Genomic DNA, 15,364 nt, shown 5'->3' with positions numbered 1-15,364 from the left:
TGGCCGGCAGGTCCGGCCCTTTCGCGGGTGAACCCGCTCCTACGACGGCGTGGCAACACCACCGGTTGATGTAGGAGCGGGCTTGCCCGCGAAGAGGCCAGCAGCCTCAACGCACCAGGCAAGGCCGTTTGTTATCGAAGCGCCAACCCGGAATCAGGAACTGCATCGCCACGCTGTCATCCCGCGCCCCCAGCCCCATGTTGCGGTAACACTCATGGGCCTTGGCCAGCTGGTCTTCATCCAGTTCCACGCCCAGGCCCGGCCGCGCCGGCACCCGCACATGCCCGTCGACAATGCGCAGCGGCTCACGGGTCAGGCGCTGGCCATCCTGCCAGATCCAGTGCGTATCGATCGCCGTGATTTCACCCGGCGCCGCAGCCGCCACCTGGGTGAACATCGCCAGCGAAATGTCGAAGTGGTTGTTCGAGTGCGATCCCCACGTCAGGCCCCAGTCATTGCACATCTGCGCCACTCTTACCGAACCCTGCAAGGTCCAGAAGTGCGGATCGGCCAGCGGAATGTCCACCGACTGCAACTGAATGGCATGGCCCATCTGTCGCCAGTCGGTGGCAATCATGTTGGTCGCGGTAGGCAGGCCGGTGGCGCGGCGGAACTCGGCCATCACCTCGCGGCCCGAGTAACCGTTCTCGGCACCGCACGGGTCTTCGGCGTAGGCCAGTACATCGTGCTTGTCGCGGCACAGGGCGATGGCCTCCTTCAGCGACCACGCGCCATTGGGGTCGAGCGTGATGCGCGCTTCGGGGAAGCGTTCGGCCAGCGCTGTCACAGCCTCCATCTCTTCTTCACCGCGCAGCACACCGCCCTTGAGCTTGAAGTCGCTGAAGCCATAGCGCGCCTTGGCGGCCTCGGCCAGCCGCACCACTGCTTCCGGGGTCAGGGCCTTTTCGTGGCGCAGGCGGAACCAGTCGTCATCGCTGTCGGCTTCGTTGCGATAAGCCAGGTCAGTCTGCTGGCGGTCGCCGATGTAGAACAGGTAGCCGAGCATCTTCACCGCATCCCGTTGCTGCCCCTCGCCCAGCAGTGCCGCCATCGGCACGTTCAGGTGCTGGCCAAACAGGTCGAGCAACGCCGACTCGATGGCCGTCACCGCATGCACGGTGATGCGCAGGTCGAAGGTCTGCAGGCCACGGCCTGCCGAGTCGCGGTTGGCGAAGGTCTGGCGCATGGCATTGAGCACACGCTGGTAATGGCCGATCGGCTGGCCGACCACCAGGCTGCGGGCGTCCTCCAGGGTCTGGCGAATGTTCTCGCCGCCGGGCACTTCGCCCAGGCCGGTATTGCCGGCGCTGTCGCGCAGCACCACCACGTTGCGGGTGAAGTACGGGCCATGGGCGCCACTGAGGTTGAGCAGCATGCTGTCATGGCCGGCCACGGGGACCACGCGCAGGTCGGTGACCACCGGGGTGCTGGTGTGAAGGGTCTGCATATTCATGAGGGTTGTCTCGCAGTCATCAGTGGGTCTGGCCCAGGGCCGAAGGGGCCTTGAGGTCATCGGAAGGGACGCCCTTGGGGCGAATGCGTACGAAGAAGATGGCAATCGCCGCCAGCACCGAGGTCACTGCCAGGCCGTACAGCCCGCCCTGGATCGAGCCAGTCTGCTGCTCCAGCAAGCCGAAGGTGGTGGGGGCAACGAAGCCGCCGAGGTTGCCGACCGAGTTGATCAAGGCAATCACCGCCGCAGCGATGCGGGCGTCCAGGTAGCCTTGGGGGATTGGCCAGAACAGTGACGACGCTGACTTGAAGCCGATCGCGGCGAAGCACACGGCGACGAAGGCGAACACTGGCCCACCCGTAGTGGACATGAACATGCCCGTGGCAGCGACCAGCAGCGCGCCCGCCACCCAGGCCTGCTGGAACTTCCAGCGAGCGGAACCGGCGGCGAAGGCGTACATGGCCAGGATCGAGATCAGCCAAGGGATCGAGTTGAAGAAACCGACCTGCATGTCACTGAGGTCGCCCATACGCTTGATGATGCTAGGCAGCCAGAAGGTCGCAGCGTAGATGGTCAGCTGGATACAGAAGTAGATCAGGCAGAACAGCACGATCTGGCGGTCCTTGAGCAGGCGCCAAGCCGACGGCCTGACCGCGCCGATGGCCTCACGCGCTTGCTGCTCGCGGTCGAAGGTGGCGACCAGCGCGTCCTGCTCGGCCTTGCTCAGCCACTTGGCGTCCTGCGGCCTGGAGTCGAGCCAGAAGAATACGAAGAAGCACAGTGCTACCGAGGCCATGCCTTCGATGAACAGCATCCACTGCCAGCCATGCAGGCCCAGGCCCTGGATTTGCATCAACGCCCCGGCCAGCGGCCCGGAAATCAGCGATGCCAGTGCAGAACCGCTGAGGAAGATAGCAATGGCCTTGCCGCGCTCTGCCGCTGGCAGCCAGCGGGTGAAGTAGTAGATCACGCCAGGAAAGAAACCTGCTTCGGCCACCCCGAGCAGAAAACGCAACACGTAGAACTGGGTTTCGTTCTGCACGAAGGCCATGGCCGTGGCCACCAGCCCCCAGGTGAACATGATGCGGGTGAGCCACAGCCGGGCACCGACCTTTTGCAGCAGCATGTTCGAAGGTACTTCGAACAGCGCGTAACCGATGAAGAACAGCCCGGCACCAAAGCCAAAGGCCGCAGCGCTGATGCCCAGGTCGCTTTCCAGGTGCGGGCGGACGAAGCCAATGTTGACGCGGTCGAGGTAGTTGACGATGAACATGATGACGAACAGCGGCAGGACGTGGCGCTTGACCTTGGCCACGGCACTGGCCAACGCGTCGCCTTCATGCCGGGCAGACGGAGCGAGGGTGTCGTTCACTTGCGGATCTCCCACTAATTGTTTTTGTGCGGGTCGGGTTGTCTGACATGGCAGTGGGGAGGAGCTTATGCGCAGCGAAGTTGTACGACAAGATCATTAACGTCGGCAAAATAGCAATATACAAGCTGTCACAATGCTAATTTGATCCGAACGTGCAAAAACAGATCAATTACATGCTGAATTGGATGCGCGAAAAATCGGCAAAAAATTTTTCTATCGATTAACTTATCGTACAAGCAATCAAGAAGCGAATCACACATGGAACCCGAACACGCGCGCAAACGCGGCCATAGCCGTGCCCATGACCTGGTTTCCAGCCTGACCCAGCAAATTCTGCTGGGCACCTTCAAACCAGGCGACAAACTGCCTTCGGAAAACACCCTAGTGCGCGAGCACGGGGTCAGCCGCACGGTGGTTCGCGAAGCCTTGTCGAAGCTGCAAGCCTCTGGGCTGGTGGAGCCGCGCCACGGGATCGGTACGTTCGTGATGGAGCGCCAGGCCCAGGCCGGCCTGCGCGTTGCGGCGGAGAGCGCGGCGAATGTGCGCGATCTGCTGGAGCTGCGTATTGGCCTTGAGGGCCAGGCTGCCGCACTGGCCGCGCTGCGTCGTGACGAGGCGCAACTGGCGCGCATGCGCCAGGCACTGGATGACTATCAGGACCTGGCCGCTGCTGGCGACAGCTGCATCGAAGCCGACCGGCGCTTTCACCTGCTGATTGCCGAGGCCACCGGCAATCTGTATTTCACCGAGATGCTGCTGCAACTGGGCAATGGTCTGATCCCGCGCAACCGCATGGCCAAGGCCGAGCGCGCGGGGGCCAAGCTGGCGCGGCAAGCGTACCTGGCCAACCTGGAGCATGAGGCGATCCTCAATGCCATCCGCCGACAAGACCCGGATGCGGCGCGGGCGGCGGTGTGCCTGCACCTGTCCAACAGCCGCGACCGGCTATTGCCGGACTGACTGTCAGGCAGTGCAAGACAAGCATATTGGCGTGCAGGGTGGCCGTTACACCCAGCTACCCTGCCCTCACTTCACCAGGTCAGGCAGATCTTGCCGAAATGCCGGTTGCTCTCCTGGTAACGGAACGCCTCGACGATCTGTTCCAACTCGAAATGCTTGTCCACCACAGGCCGCAGGCCGTTGGCGTCGATCGCCCGCACCATCGCCTGCTGCTGCGCTCGGCTGCCGACCAGCACCCCTTGCAGCCGAATCTGCCGCACCAACGCCTGTACCAGCGGCAACTGCCCGGCCACCCCGGTAAGGATGCCGATCAGCGAAACATGCCCGCCAATGCGCGCGGCAATCATCGACTGCTCCAGCGTCGCCGGGCCGCCCACTTCAATCACATGGTCGACACCGCGGTTGCCAGTCAGCTCGCGCACCTTCTCACCCCAGGCCGGGGTGCTCCTGTAGTTGATCAGGTGGTCGGCACCCAGAGCCTTCAGGCGCTCCAGCTTGGCATCGCTGGACGAGGTGGCGATCACGGTCGCGCCCGCCAGCTTGGCGAACTGCAGGGCGAAAATCGACACACCGCCGGTACCCTGCACCAGCACCGTGTCGCCGGGTTTGAGGTGATCATCGCTCATCAGCGCGCGCCAGGCGGTAAGGCCGGCGGTGGTCAGGGTGGCAGCCTCGGCATGGCTGAAACCCTGGGGTGCCAAGGTGAAGGCGCTGGCGCGGGCAGTCACCTGCTCACGGGCGTAGCCGTCGATGCCGTCGCCGGGCACCCGGGCAAAGCCCTCGACATTGGCCTGGCCATCGAGCCAGTCGGGGAAGAAGGTGCTGACCACATTGTCGCCGACCTGGAACTCAGTGACGCCAGCCCCCACCGCAACCACCTCGCCGGCGCCATCGGCCATGGGGATGCGTCGCTCGCTCGGGCCCCACATGCCGCTGACCACGGCGAAATCGTGGTAGTTGAGGGAACTGGCGTGCAGGCGCACGGTAATCTCGTCGGCCTGGGGGGCCTGGGCCTCGCAGGTGCCGACCTCGACTTTGTCGTAGCCGCCGCCGGGTTGTACGTAGATGGCCTTGCTGCTCATGGGTGGGTCTCCGTATCAGAGCAAAGAATGGGGTTCAGCATAGACAGATCCGGCCCTTTCGCGGGCACGCCCGCCCTGACAGGGGCACCACAGGACCCGAGACGTGCGCAATACCTGTGGGAGCGGGCGTGCCCGCGAAGAGGCCCGCATGGCCAACACACGCATCAGCCCAGCATCACCTTCAACGCCCGGCAATCCGCCGCATGCCAATCCACCAGCTCTGGCCAGGGGTTGTCCGGCAGGTTCACCAGCACCGTGCGTGCTCCCGCAGCCCGCCCACAGTCCAGGTCAAAGCGGTAATCCCCCACCATCACCAGTTCGCTCGGTGTCACGCCCCAGGCGCTGGCAATCTTCAGCAGCCCATCCGGGCTCGGCTTGGGCGCAGCCTCGTCACGCCCAAGAATATGTTCCACCGGGAAGCAGTCCGCCAGGCCGATGGCCTCCAGCGTTACATGCGCAAGCTCACGCGCATTGCGGGTCAGAATACCTAGCCGGCATCCGCGCTCGGCCAACTCGCGCACCAGTTCCACCGCCCCGGTGGCCGCCGTGGAGGCCGTTGCCAGGTCCCTTTCGTGTTCCAGCAACCAGGCATGCTTGGCCGCCGCTTCCGCCGCCGGCAAGGCCGCCAGGTGAGTGAGGATGTCGTGCTCGGCCGGGATGTCCAGCGCCACCCGAATGGCGGCGAAGTCGTGCACGGCCACGGTCAGGGTGCCGTCCATGTCGAACACCCAGTTGCGCACCTCGCCCAGGCTCATGCCCAGTCCTTGCGATGGCGAATCAGGCCTTCCTGGCTCGACGATGCCACCAGTTGCCCGGCCTGGTTGAAAATGCTGCCGCGGCAGAAACCACGGGAATTGCCGGCCCAGGGGCTATCGGTGGCGTACAGTAGCCACTCGTCGGCGCGCAGGTTGCCGTGAAACCACAACGAATGGTCGAGGCTGGCGATCTGCATGTCGCGCTGCCATACCGATTTGCCATGGGGCAGCAACGCCGTGGTCAGCAGGCCGAAGTCCGAGGCGTAGGCCAGCATGTACTTGTGCAGGGCAGGCACGTCAGGCAGGTTGCCGTCGGCGCGGAACCAGGCGTATTTCACCGGGTCGCCCGGCTTGGGGTTGAACGGGTCGCGCTCGGTGACCGGGCGGATCTCGATCGGCTTGGCGCACAGCACCTTGTCGCGGATGCGCTCAGGCAACTGGTCAGCCATGGCACGGGCCAGTTCCACCTCGGTAGGCAGGTTTTCCGGGCCGACCACGTCAGGCATCTGCGCCTGGTGCTCGAAGCCTTCCTCGTCGTACTGGAACGACGCGCTGCAGGTGAAGATGGTCTGGCCCTTCTGGATCGCCGTCACCCGCCGTGTACTGAAGCTGCCGCCATCGCGCACCCGGTCCACCGAGTACACCACTGGAAGGCTGGCATCGCCCGGGCGCAGGAAGTAGCCGTGCAACGAATGCACATGGCGCGCGTCCTCGACGGTCTGACTGGCAGCCGACAACGACTGGCCCAGCACCTGCCCACCGTAAAGCTGGCGGAAGCCCAGGTCCTGGCTACGTCCACGGAACAGGTTCTCCTCGATGGATTCGAGGCTCAACAGGTCGACCAGGTCGTCCAACACATGACTCATCGGGGGATCTCCGTAGGAGCGAGCCTAGCTCGCGATGCGCCGCCCGAGCGGCGCTCGATTTCACAGGCGCTGAACGTGTTACGGGCAAGCGCCTTCCAAGATGGGCAAATGATACAGCGTTTGTCATTCGCGCCGGGCATGGCCGTGCATTCAGGCGCGCAGGGTGCGCTCCCAGTGCGCGCGGTCAATGCGGTACAGCACATGCGGGCGCAGTGGGTGGCCAATGGGCAGGCGGGGGTGCTCGAAACTGCCGTGTGGGTCCTGCTGCATGCCAATGGCCTGCATGACCTTCTGCGACGGCAGGTTGCATTCGCTAGTGAATGACACGACCTCCTCCAGGCGCAATTGGGCAAAAGCACAACGCAGGCAGGTCCACGCCGCTTCGCTGGCAAAGCCAAGGCCCCAGTGGCGGCGGGCCAAGCGCCAGCCAATCTCTACGGCGGGGGTGAAATCGGCGTCAAAGCCCACGTGCATCAAGCCGGTCATGCCGATGAACGCGCCGCTGTCCTTGCGCTCCAGGGCCCACAAACCAAAACCGTATTCATTGAAGTGCCCACGCACCCGGCCGATCAACGCAGCGGCCTCAAGACGCGTCAACGGCGCCGGAAAGTAACGCATTACCTGCGGGTCGGCGCACAGCGCGGCGAACTCGCGCAGGTCGTCGTCATGCCATTGGCGCAGCACCAGCCGTGCGCTTTCCAGTTCAAGAATAGGGGTCATCGGGCCTGCTCCGGTTTTGCCGTGTTGCAGTTTACAGCGTAGGCGCGGGCGCGGGTTTCACCCAGCCGGTAGTAGCCGAATGCAATTTTCACACGCCCTTCACCGGCCCCCGACAGGCCACTTGGCAGGATGCCGCCATCCCTGCCGTGCCAAGCACGGCCATGCCAACGGAGCCACGCATGCAATTGAGCAATACCCTGGGGCACTCCGCCATTCACGCCCGGCGCAAGCGACGCCTGACCCGCAAAGCCCTCGGAGCCGCCCTGGGCCTGTGCATGGTCGTGGCGGCGTTGACCACCTGGCTGGCGACGAGGACGCATATCGTGGACCTTGGCAACGAGCAACAACTGAGTGACAGCGGCCTGCTGCAGGACTGGGCCGACGGTGCGGTGATCGTGATGATCCGCCACGCCGAACGCTGCGACAGCGCCCCCGGCCCCTGCCTGGACGACCCCACGGGGATCACCCTGAGCGGTAGCCAGGCTGCCGCCCGCGTTGGCCAGGGGCTGCACCGGCTGGGCCTGAACAACGCCGACTTGCTCACCAGCCCGAAACGGCGCACCCGGCAAACCGCGCACTTCATCCTCGGCCAGGCGGTGGCCAGCGAAGACTGGCTGGAAAGCTGCGACAGCCAGTTCGCCAACGAAGCGCTTGCACACAAACGCGCGGGCCACAACCTGGTGCTGGTGACTCACAACGGCTGCATCGACCACTTTGCCCGCCAGCAGCACGTTGCCGGCGGCGAACGTCAAAGCAACTATGCCAGCGCCCTGTTCGTATCGGTGGATGGCAATGGCAAGGCACGCATCCTGGGGCGCCTGAACGAACCGGACTGGCAACGCGTATTGGCCAGCACAGGAAAATAGCCCTCAAACGTAAACGCCATCTCTGTGGGAGCGGCCTTGTGTCGCGATTGGGCTGCGCAGCAGCCCCAGCAATGTGTGCATCTGCGCTGAAATTTTGGGGCTGCTGCGCAGCCCAATCGCGACACAAGGCCGCTCCCACAAAGGGCCGGTACCGGCGCAAGAAACAGGTACTCCCATTACAGTCACCCGTCATGGCAAGATCAGCACTGGCCCTGATTACGACCTCAACCATGCCGTTGCCGCTGATCTACCACGAAGATTACAGCCCGGAGTTCCCCGCCGAACACCGCTTCCCAATGGACAAGTTCCGACTGCTGCACGACCACCTGGTCGGCAGCGGGCTGACCACCGACCAGGCCCTGCTGCGCCCGGACATCTGCCCCAACGACATCCTCGCCCTGGCCCATGACCGCAGCTACATCGAGCGCTACATGAACGGCGAGCTGTCGCGCGAGGACCAGCGCCGCCTCGGCCTGCCCTGGAGCGAGGCCCTGGCCCGGCGTACCGTGCGCGCCGTCGGCGGCTCACTGCTGACTGCCGAGATGGCGCTGCAGCACGGCATCGCCTGCCACCTCGCCGGTGGCACCCATCACGCCCATTACGACCACCCCGCCGGCTTCTGCATTTTCAACGACCTGGCGGTCATCAGCCGCTACCTGCTGGAAGCAGGCCGGGTACACCGGGTGCTGATCTTCGACTGCGACGTGCACCAGGGTGACGGCACCGCGCGCATCCTGCACGACACGCCCGAGGCCATCACCGTGTCGCTGCACTGCGAACAGAACTTCCCCGCCCGCAAGGCACAAAGCGACTGGGACATCCCTCTGCCCCGAGGCATGGGCGACGCGGCCTACCTGAAGGTGGTGGACGACGCCCTCAACTACCTGCTGCCGCTTTATCAACCCGACCTGGTGTTGTATGACGCCGGTGTCGATGTGCACAAGGACGACGCCCTGGGCTACCTGCAACTGACCGACGCAGGCGTTGCCGCCCGTGACGAAGCCGTGCTGCGCCATTGCCTGGGCCGCGATATCTCGGTGGTGGGCGTGATCGGTGGAGGCTACAGCAAGGACCGCACGGCCCTGGCCAAACGCCACGGCATCCTTCACCACAGCGCCGCACGTGTCATGGGTTGTTCACAATGACTGTGGAACCGCTTGTGGATAACCTGCGCGAAAGGCGCTGTAGCCCTTTGCTGGCAAGGCCTGCGTGACGCTGGCTATTTTTTGACCAGTGCTTCCGTGGGCAGCGCTGCGGTAGAATGCGCCTCTTTTCCACAGCCTGCTGCCCACCATGCCCGATCTGAACCCCGCATCCCCTCCTCCCGCTGTCGTCATCGGTGGCGGCCCCGCCGGCCTGATGGCTGCCGAAGCACTGGCCAATGCAGGCCTGGCGGTCGAGGTGTTCGATGCCATGCCTTCGGTTGGGCGCAAGTTCCTGCTGGCGGGTGTCGGCGGCATGAACATCACCCATTCCGAGCCCTACCCGGCGTTCGTGGCCCGCTATGCCGAACGCCAGGGCGAAATCGAGGCCCTGCTACGCGACTTCGATGCTGACGCGTTGCGCCAGTGGATTCATGGTTTGGGCATCGAAACCTTCGTCGGCACCTCGGGCCGGGTATTCCCCACCGACATGAAAGCCGCACCGTTGCTGCGTGCCTGGCTCAAGCGCCTGCGCGACAGCGGGGTAGTTATCCACACCCGCCATCGCTGGTTGGGCTGGAACACCGATGGCAGCTTGCGAATTGCTTATCCACAGGGCGAACGGCAGGTGAAAGCCTCGGTCGTGGTGCTGGCGCTGGGTGGCGCCAGCTGGGCGCGCCTGGGTTCTGACGGCAGCTGGCAACCGCTGCTGGCAGAACGGGCTGTGGATATCTCGCCTTTGCAGCCGAGCAACTGCGGTTTTGAAGTAGAGGGCTGGAGCGCGCTGCTCAAGGACAAGTTCGCGGGCGCACCGCTGAAGAACATCGCCCTCAGTGTCCCGGGCAGCACACCGCGCAAGGGCGAGTTCATCCTCACCGCTCAAGGTGTGGAAGGCAGCCTGGTGTATGCCTGGTCGGCACCGGTACGCGAGGCCATCCACCGGGAAGGCCGTGGGGTGTTGTTGCTCGACCTGCTGCCGGACAAGCCTGTGGACAAGATTGTCCAGGCACTGGCCAAACCACGCGGTTCACGCTCCATGGCCAAGCACCTGCACAGCCAGCTGGGGATTGATGGGGTCAAGGCAGCACTGCTGCGCGAGCTGACGGATCCGGCGACCTTTGCCGACGTTGATGCCTTGGCTCGAGCCATCAAGGCATTGCCCATCACCCTGGTACGCACGCGGCCGCTGGATGAGGCGATCAGCAGTGCCGGCGGGGTCCGCTTCGAGGGGCTGGATGAGGGATTGATGGTAAAGGGCATGCCGGGGGTATTCTGTGCCGGCGAGATGCTGGACTGGGAGGCGCCAACCGGGGGGTATCTGCTCACGGCGTGCTTTGCCAGTGGCTTGCGCGCTGGGCGGGCAGCGGCGGATTGGGTGCGGGCTTCCTGACAGCTTGCCGGGGCTGCTTCCACAAGTACTGCATCAATCCAGATTGCGCAGCCCATGTGGGAGCAACTGTCTTGCTCAATTTCTGAAAGCTGGCGCGATCCGTGTGGGAGCGCCCTGGCGTCGCGAAAGGGCCGCAAAGCGGCCCCAAAACCTCAAGGCTTACGCTTGCGCGGCCCACCATTGAAGCTCGGCACCTTGCGAACAGCCTTCACCGCCGGTTCCGCGCTGCCGGCTTCAGTGCTGTCCATCCAGCGCCCCAGCCCGCGCTTGGCGCTGTTTTCTTTCGGCTTCTTGGGCTTCTTCGGTTTCTTGATAACCTGCCCGCTGGCATCGGTCATCGGCACCCGGTGCTCAGGGATGAAATCCGGCTCTTCGTGACGCGGCAGGGTCTGCCGGGTCAGCACCTCGATCGCCGCCAGCAGTTGCACTTCATCCGCACACACCAGCGAAATCGCCTCGCCCTTGTTGCCCGCCCGCCCGGTACGCCCGATGCGGTGCACGTAGTCTTCGGCAACGATCGGCAGGTCGAGGTTGACGACCAGCGGCAAGTCATCGATATCCAGGCCACGGGCCGCCACATCGGTCGCCACCAGCACTTGCACCTCACGGGCCTTGAAGCTGTCCAGCGCACGCTGCCGGGTCGCCTGTGGGCGATCACCGTGGATGCCGTCGGCATTCACGCCTTCGGCCAGCAAGCGCTCCACCAGCTGATCGACGCCATTGCGGGTCTTGGCGAACACCAGCACCTGCTTCCAGCGCTGTTTGCGCAGCAGGTGGCAGAACAGGTCGGCCTTGCGCTTCTTGTCCACAGGCACCAGCCACTGCTTGACGCTGGTGGCCGTGGCGTTGCGCGGGCTCACTTCGATACTGAGCGGGTCATTCAGCGCAAGCCCCGCCAGCATGCGAATCTGATCAGAGAAAGTGGCGGAAAACAGCAGCGTCTGGCGCTTGCGCGGCAGTGCCGCATACACCGACTGCAGCTCTTCGGCAAAGCCCAGGTCAAGCATGCGGTCGGCTTCATCCAGCACCAGGGTCTGTACCTGGTTGAACTTCACGGCGTTCTGCCGGAACAGGTCGAGCAAGCGGCCAGGTGTAGCCACCAGCAGGTCGACACCACGACGCAGGCGCATCATCTGCGGGTTGATACTGACCCCGCCATACACCGCGTAAGTACTCAGCGGCAGGTTCTCGGCGTATTCGCGCACGTTGTTGTGCACCTGCTCGGCCAGCTCGCGGGTGGGTACCAGCACCAAGGCGCGGATCGAATTACTGGCCACCTTCTCGCCCTCCAGCGCCAGGCGCTGCAGCACAGGCAGGGCGAAGCCTGCGGTCTTGCCGGTACCGGTCTGGGCTGCGGCCATCAGGTCGCGGCCGGCCAGCACGGCGGGGATGGCTTTGGCCTGCACTGGGGTCGGGGTGGTGTAGTCCAGTTGCTGCAGCGTGCGCAGCAGCGGTTCGATCAGGCCGAGTTTGGCGAAATTCATGGCAATACCGTCAGGGGGTTCAGCGAAGGCGGCAAGTTTACCGCATCGCCCCTGCCTACTTGCAGATTTCACCTTTCAACGGTGGCACAGTTACGGGCGCCTTGCGCCACTGTGGCAGGCCAATCAGCACCACCGCGCCGATGATCACTGCCATCGCCACGCACTCTTCAGCGCCAATCTGCTCACCGGCAAAGACGATACCCAGCAGCACCGCCACCGCCGGGTTGACGTAGGCGTAGCTGGTGGCCGCTGCCGGGCGCACGTGCTTGAGCAAGTACATGTAGGCACTGAACGCCAGGATCGAACCGAAGAACACCAGGTAGGCCAGCGCCCCCCAGCCAGCAGCGGTCGGCAGTTGTGTCATGCGTTCGCCCGACAGCACACTGCCCAGCAACAGCACCGCACCCCCGACCAGCATTTCCGCTGCGCTGGCCATCGGCCCCTGGGGCAGCGGCAAGGTCTTGCTCCACACCGAGCCGAATGCCCAGGACGCCGCCGCGAAGATGATCAGCGCCGCACCTATCGGGCTTGCCTGCAGGTTGGAACCCAGGTTCAGCATGCCGATGCCCACCAGCCCAAGGGCGATCCCCGCCCATTCCAGCTTCGAATTGCGGTGCCCGAACAACAGGCCGAACAGCAAGGTGAACAGCGGCACCGTCGCCACTGCCAAAGCCGCCACGCCCGAAGCCACACCCGCATGCTCGGCCACGGTCACCCCGCCGTTGCCACAACTGAGCAGCAAGAAACCGATCGCCCCTGCCGCCCGCCATTGCGGCCAGGTAGGTGCCGGCACGCCGCGCCAACTCAGGAAGCCGTATAGCAGCCCCCCGGCGATCAGGAAGCGCACCCCGGCCATGAGCATCGGAGGCCAGCTCTCGACGCCGATGCGAATGAACAGGTAAGTGGAACCCCAGACCAGATAAAGGGCCAGGAAGGCGCCAATCAGCAACAGCGGGAAACGACGGGAGGCAGGCATGGGGAAAACTCGAAATCCATTTACGGGTGGCTCAGTTTAACGGCCTGCCTGAGTGAAGGTACGTTACAGAACGGGTGCAAATGAGCGGCACAATTCTGGTGCGTGCGGCGCAGGCGACACCCCAGACGATCACCTGCTAGCCCTGACGATACTTGGCCAGCGCTTCGCGCACCTTCGCAGCCGGGGTTTTCTGCAGCCGGCAAAGCAGCTCGTGCGACAGTTGCTGAACCCCGTGGTCCTGGTGCAACACACCCGCCAGATGCTGCAGCAGGTTGGCGGCCATTTCGGCATCGGCCATGGCCCGGTGCGCGGTGCCCGTGTCAGGCAACCCAGCCCAGCGTGTCAAAGTGCCCAGCTTGTGGTTGGGCGCGGTGGGCAGCAGGCGCCGTGACAGCAACAGGGAACACGCGAAGGGCTGGCTGCGGCTGCGGCCAATACGGCCCAGCTCATAGTCCCAGAACTTCTGGTCGAAAGCAGCGTTGTGCGCCAACAGTGGGGTGCTACCGACGAACTCGGCCACCTCGTTCATCACTTTGTCCACCGGCGGCGCACTACGCAGCATGGCGGTGGTGATGCCGGTCAGCCCTGCGACGAAGGCCGGCACCGGCACACCGGCGTTCATCAGGCTCTGGTAGCGCTCGACAATGCGCCCACCCTCGAGCATTACCACCGCCACCTCGGTGGCACGGCAGCCGGTACCGGGGGAAATGCCGGTGGTTTCAAAGTCGATGACAGCGATACGTTCCATGAAAAGACCTTAGTGTTTGAGCAACAGCGCGCCTTCGATGGGCACGTAGCGGGTGGCAGCACGGATCAGTGACAACGCCGTCAGGCCCGGCACGCCATACACCACCGCTTCGGTGCCATGGCGCTGGATTACCCGCTCCAGCAGCAGGTCGAAGTCACCGTCGCCGGAGGCCAGCACCACCTGGTCGACCCGGCTGGCCGCGTCGATCACATCCAGGGTAATGCCCACATCCCAGTCGCCTTTGGCCGAGCCATCGCTGCGCTGGATGAACGGTTTGAGGCGCACATCGAAACCGAGGTTGCGCAAGATCTGCTGGAACTGCTGCTGTTTGCTGTCGCCACGGTCGATGGCATAGGCCACGGCCTCGACGATCTGGCCTTCGCGGCTGACGTCAGCCCACAGGGCGGTGTAGTTGAAGTGGCAGCCGTGGGCCTGGCGTACGGTGTAGTAGAGGTTCTGCACATCGGCGAACAGCGCGATCTTTTTCACCTGGGAACCTCATTTTTGGCCTGGAGTGCTGGGGGGGCTGCTGCGCAGCCCTTCGCGGGCACGCCCGCTCCCACAGGTATCGCGCGTACATGTGGGAGCGGGCGTGCCCGCGAAGGGGCGCAAAGCGCCCCCGGAAATGCCAGCAGTATGCCAGACCTGTCAGACGAACGAGTCGTCGTCCGAGAAGAACCCGCCATCATCGCTGCCGTAATCACTGTCGGCGTAACCGCCCTGGTCACTGCCCCAGCCACCGTTGTCAGCCACTTGCTGCTGCCCGCCCTGGTCGCTCCAGCCGCCACTGTCGCTGGCTGGCACCGGCTCTTCCTTGATGACCTCGACCACTTCCTCCGGTTGCGAGTTGTGGTTGAACAGGCTGCTGATACCCTGCGCCAGCAACACACCACCGGCCACACCGGCGGCAGTCTGCATGGCTCCACCAAGGAAGCTGCTGGCCCCACTGCGCGCAGGCGCGGCGCCATAGCCAGGCTGCGGCGCCTGAGGCCGGGTGAAACCAGGTGCCGACGGCTCGCGCCAGCCACCACCGGACGCTACTGGGGGCGCCGAAGGACGCTGTGGCTGCACCGCCGGGGCCGCGTTGCGCCCACCCGAACCAAAGATGCCGGACAAGAAGCCACCCCCGCCATTGCTCGGCGCACTGCTGGCGGCTTGTGCCGCCTGAGCCTGGGCACGTGCCTGTTGCAGCTCGGCTTGCAGCTGCTTGTTCTGTTCGTCGAGGCGCTTGATCGCGGCCTCCTGCACCAGAATCGCCTGGGTCATGTAGTAAGGCGCCGCCGGTTGCTGACGCACGTGCTGCTCGATACACGCCTGGGCTTGCGCGTCACGCGGCTGGCTCGGGTCTTCGGCTTGCTTGAGACGGCCGAACAGGCCGTCGATCAGGGTTTGTTCTTCAGTGTTCATGGGGCGACCTCGTGGGGTAGCGGGACAACGGACAGCGTCAAAGATGGGGCGTACAGGCGCGGGATTCAATCACTGCTGCGGTGAAACTTTTTTCAGCAAGTGACAGCCCCAGGCCTGCTTTGGGCTAAAGTTAGGCCCCTGTT

15 protein-coding genes are annotated in these 15,364 nt (G+C 64.4%); 4 read left to right on the top strand and 11 right to left on the bottom strand.

What is annotated here, in order from left to right:
* Nucleotides 1-106 precede the first annotated feature (106 nt).
* Nucleotides 107-1,453: a glucarate dehydratase gene (gene gudD, locus ACYCCG_RS12825; RefSeq protein ID WP_459670639.1), complete on the bottom strand. Its 1,347-nt coding sequence runs from the start codon at nt 1,451-1,453 to the stop codon at nt 107-109.
* Between the two features lie 19 nt (nt 1,454-1,472).
* Nucleotides 1,473-2,825 (bottom strand): MFS transporter, encoded by a 1,353-nt coding sequence (locus ACYCCG_RS12820; RefSeq protein ID WP_459670637.1) that lies wholly within the window; start codon nt 2,823-2,825, stop codon nt 1,473-1,475.
* A 258-nt stretch (nt 2,826-3,083) separates the two neighbouring features.
* On the opposite strand from ACYCCG_RS12820, the gene ACYCCG_RS12815 reads away from it, so the two are divergent.
* A complete protein-coding gene (locus ACYCCG_RS12815; RefSeq protein WP_176683237.1) occupies nt 3,084-3,785 on the top strand; it encodes a FadR/GntR family transcriptional regulator in 702 nt (233 codons plus the stop codon).
* A 71-nt stretch (nt 3,786-3,856) separates the two neighbouring features.
* Here ACYCCG_RS12815 and ACYCCG_RS12810 read toward each other — a convergent pair whose 3' ends face one another.
* From ACYCCG_RS12810 to ACYCCG_RS12795, 4 genes are all read right to left on the bottom strand, one after another.
* Nucleotides 3,857-4,867, bottom strand: a complete 1,011-nt coding sequence (locus tag ACYCCG_RS12810; protein ID WP_209963293.1) for a zinc-dependent alcohol dehydrogenase family protein — start codon at nt 4,865-4,867, stop codon at nt 3,857-3,859.
* A 164-nt stretch (nt 4,868-5,031) separates the two neighbouring features.
* Nucleotides 5,032-5,622, bottom strand: a complete 591-nt coding sequence (locus ACYCCG_RS12805) for an HAD family hydrolase (protein ID WP_021784364.1) — start codon at nt 5,620-5,622, stop codon at nt 5,032-5,034.
* Nucleotides 5,619-6,488 carry an acyl-CoA thioesterase II gene (tesB, locus tag ACYCCG_RS12800; protein ID WP_003249851.1) on the bottom strand — a complete coding sequence of 290 codons (870 nt, stop codon included), beginning with the start codon at nt 6,486-6,488 and terminating at the stop codon, nt 5,619-5,621. The genes ACYCCG_RS12805 and tesB overlap by 4 nt, the downstream gene beginning before the upstream one ends.
* A 150-nt stretch (nt 6,489-6,638) precedes the next feature.
* The gene (locus ACYCCG_RS12795) at nt 6,639-7,208 is read right to left on the bottom strand and encodes a GNAT family N-acetyltransferase (RefSeq protein ID WP_459670633.1); all 570 of its coding nucleotides are present in this window, start codon (nt 7,206-7,208) and stop codon (nt 6,639-6,641) included.
* A 179-nt stretch (nt 7,209-7,387) separates the two neighbouring features.
* On the opposite strand from ACYCCG_RS12795, the gene pmrG reads away from it, so the two are divergent.
* The 3 genes from pmrG (at nt 7,388) to ACYCCG_RS12780 (ending at nt 10,606) form a co-directional block, all read left to right on the top strand.
* A complete protein-coding gene (pmrG, locus tag ACYCCG_RS12790; protein WP_209963290.1) occupies nt 7,388-8,074 on the top strand; it encodes a lipopolysaccharide core heptose(II)-phosphate phosphatase PmrG in 687 nt (228 codons plus the stop codon).
* Between the two features lie 230 nt (nt 8,075-8,304).
* A complete protein-coding gene (locus ACYCCG_RS12785) occupies nt 8,305-9,219 on the top strand; it encodes a histone deacetylase family protein (RefSeq protein ID WP_459670703.1) in 915 nt (304 codons plus the stop codon).
* A 148-nt stretch (nt 9,220-9,367) separates the two neighbouring features.
* Nucleotides 9,368-10,606 carry a TIGR03862 family flavoprotein gene (locus ACYCCG_RS12780; protein ID WP_459670632.1) on the top strand — a complete coding sequence of 413 codons (1,239 nt, stop codon included), beginning with the start codon at nt 9,368-9,370 and terminating at the stop codon, nt 10,604-10,606.
* A 152-nt stretch (nt 10,607-10,758) separates the two neighbouring features.
* Here the strand turns inward: ACYCCG_RS12780 and ACYCCG_RS12775 are convergent, their stop codons facing one another.
* The 5 genes from ACYCCG_RS12775 to ACYCCG_RS12755 form a co-directional block, all read right to left on the bottom strand.
* Nucleotides 10,759-12,090 (bottom strand): DEAD/DEAH box helicase, encoded by a 1,332-nt coding sequence (locus ACYCCG_RS12775; protein ID WP_012053786.1) that lies wholly within the window; start codon nt 12,088-12,090, stop codon nt 10,759-10,761.
* 55 nt (nt 12,091-12,145) lie between these two features.
* Nucleotides 12,146-13,066 (bottom strand): drug/metabolite exporter YedA, encoded by a 921-nt coding sequence (gene yedA, locus ACYCCG_RS12770; RefSeq protein ID WP_459670630.1) that lies wholly within the window; start codon nt 13,064-13,066, stop codon nt 12,146-12,148.
* Nucleotides 13,067-13,202: 136 nt separating this feature from the next.
* Nucleotides 13,203-13,814 carry a 3'-5' exonuclease gene (locus tag ACYCCG_RS12765; RefSeq protein WP_459670628.1) on the bottom strand — a complete coding sequence of 204 codons (612 nt, stop codon included), beginning with the start codon at nt 13,812-13,814 and terminating at the stop codon, nt 13,203-13,205.
* Nucleotides 13,815-13,823: 9 nt separating this feature from the next.
* Nucleotides 13,824-14,303, bottom strand: coding sequence for a LabA-like NYN domain-containing protein (locus ACYCCG_RS12760; RefSeq protein WP_004576858.1), 480 nt, complete (start codon nt 14,301-14,303; stop codon nt 13,824-13,826).
* 159 nt (nt 14,304-14,462) lie between these two features.
* Nucleotides 14,463-15,221, bottom strand: coding sequence for a DUF2076 domain-containing protein (locus ACYCCG_RS12755; protein WP_209963276.1), 759 nt, complete (start codon nt 15,219-15,221; stop codon nt 14,463-14,465).
* Nucleotides 15,222-15,364: the final 143 nt, after the last annotated feature.

This window comes from Pseudomonas sp. VEM90, from assembly GCF_054611535.1.
The sequence above is the reverse complement of the archived record's forward strand: the minus strand, read 5'-3'. Positions and strand labels throughout refer to the sequence as shown.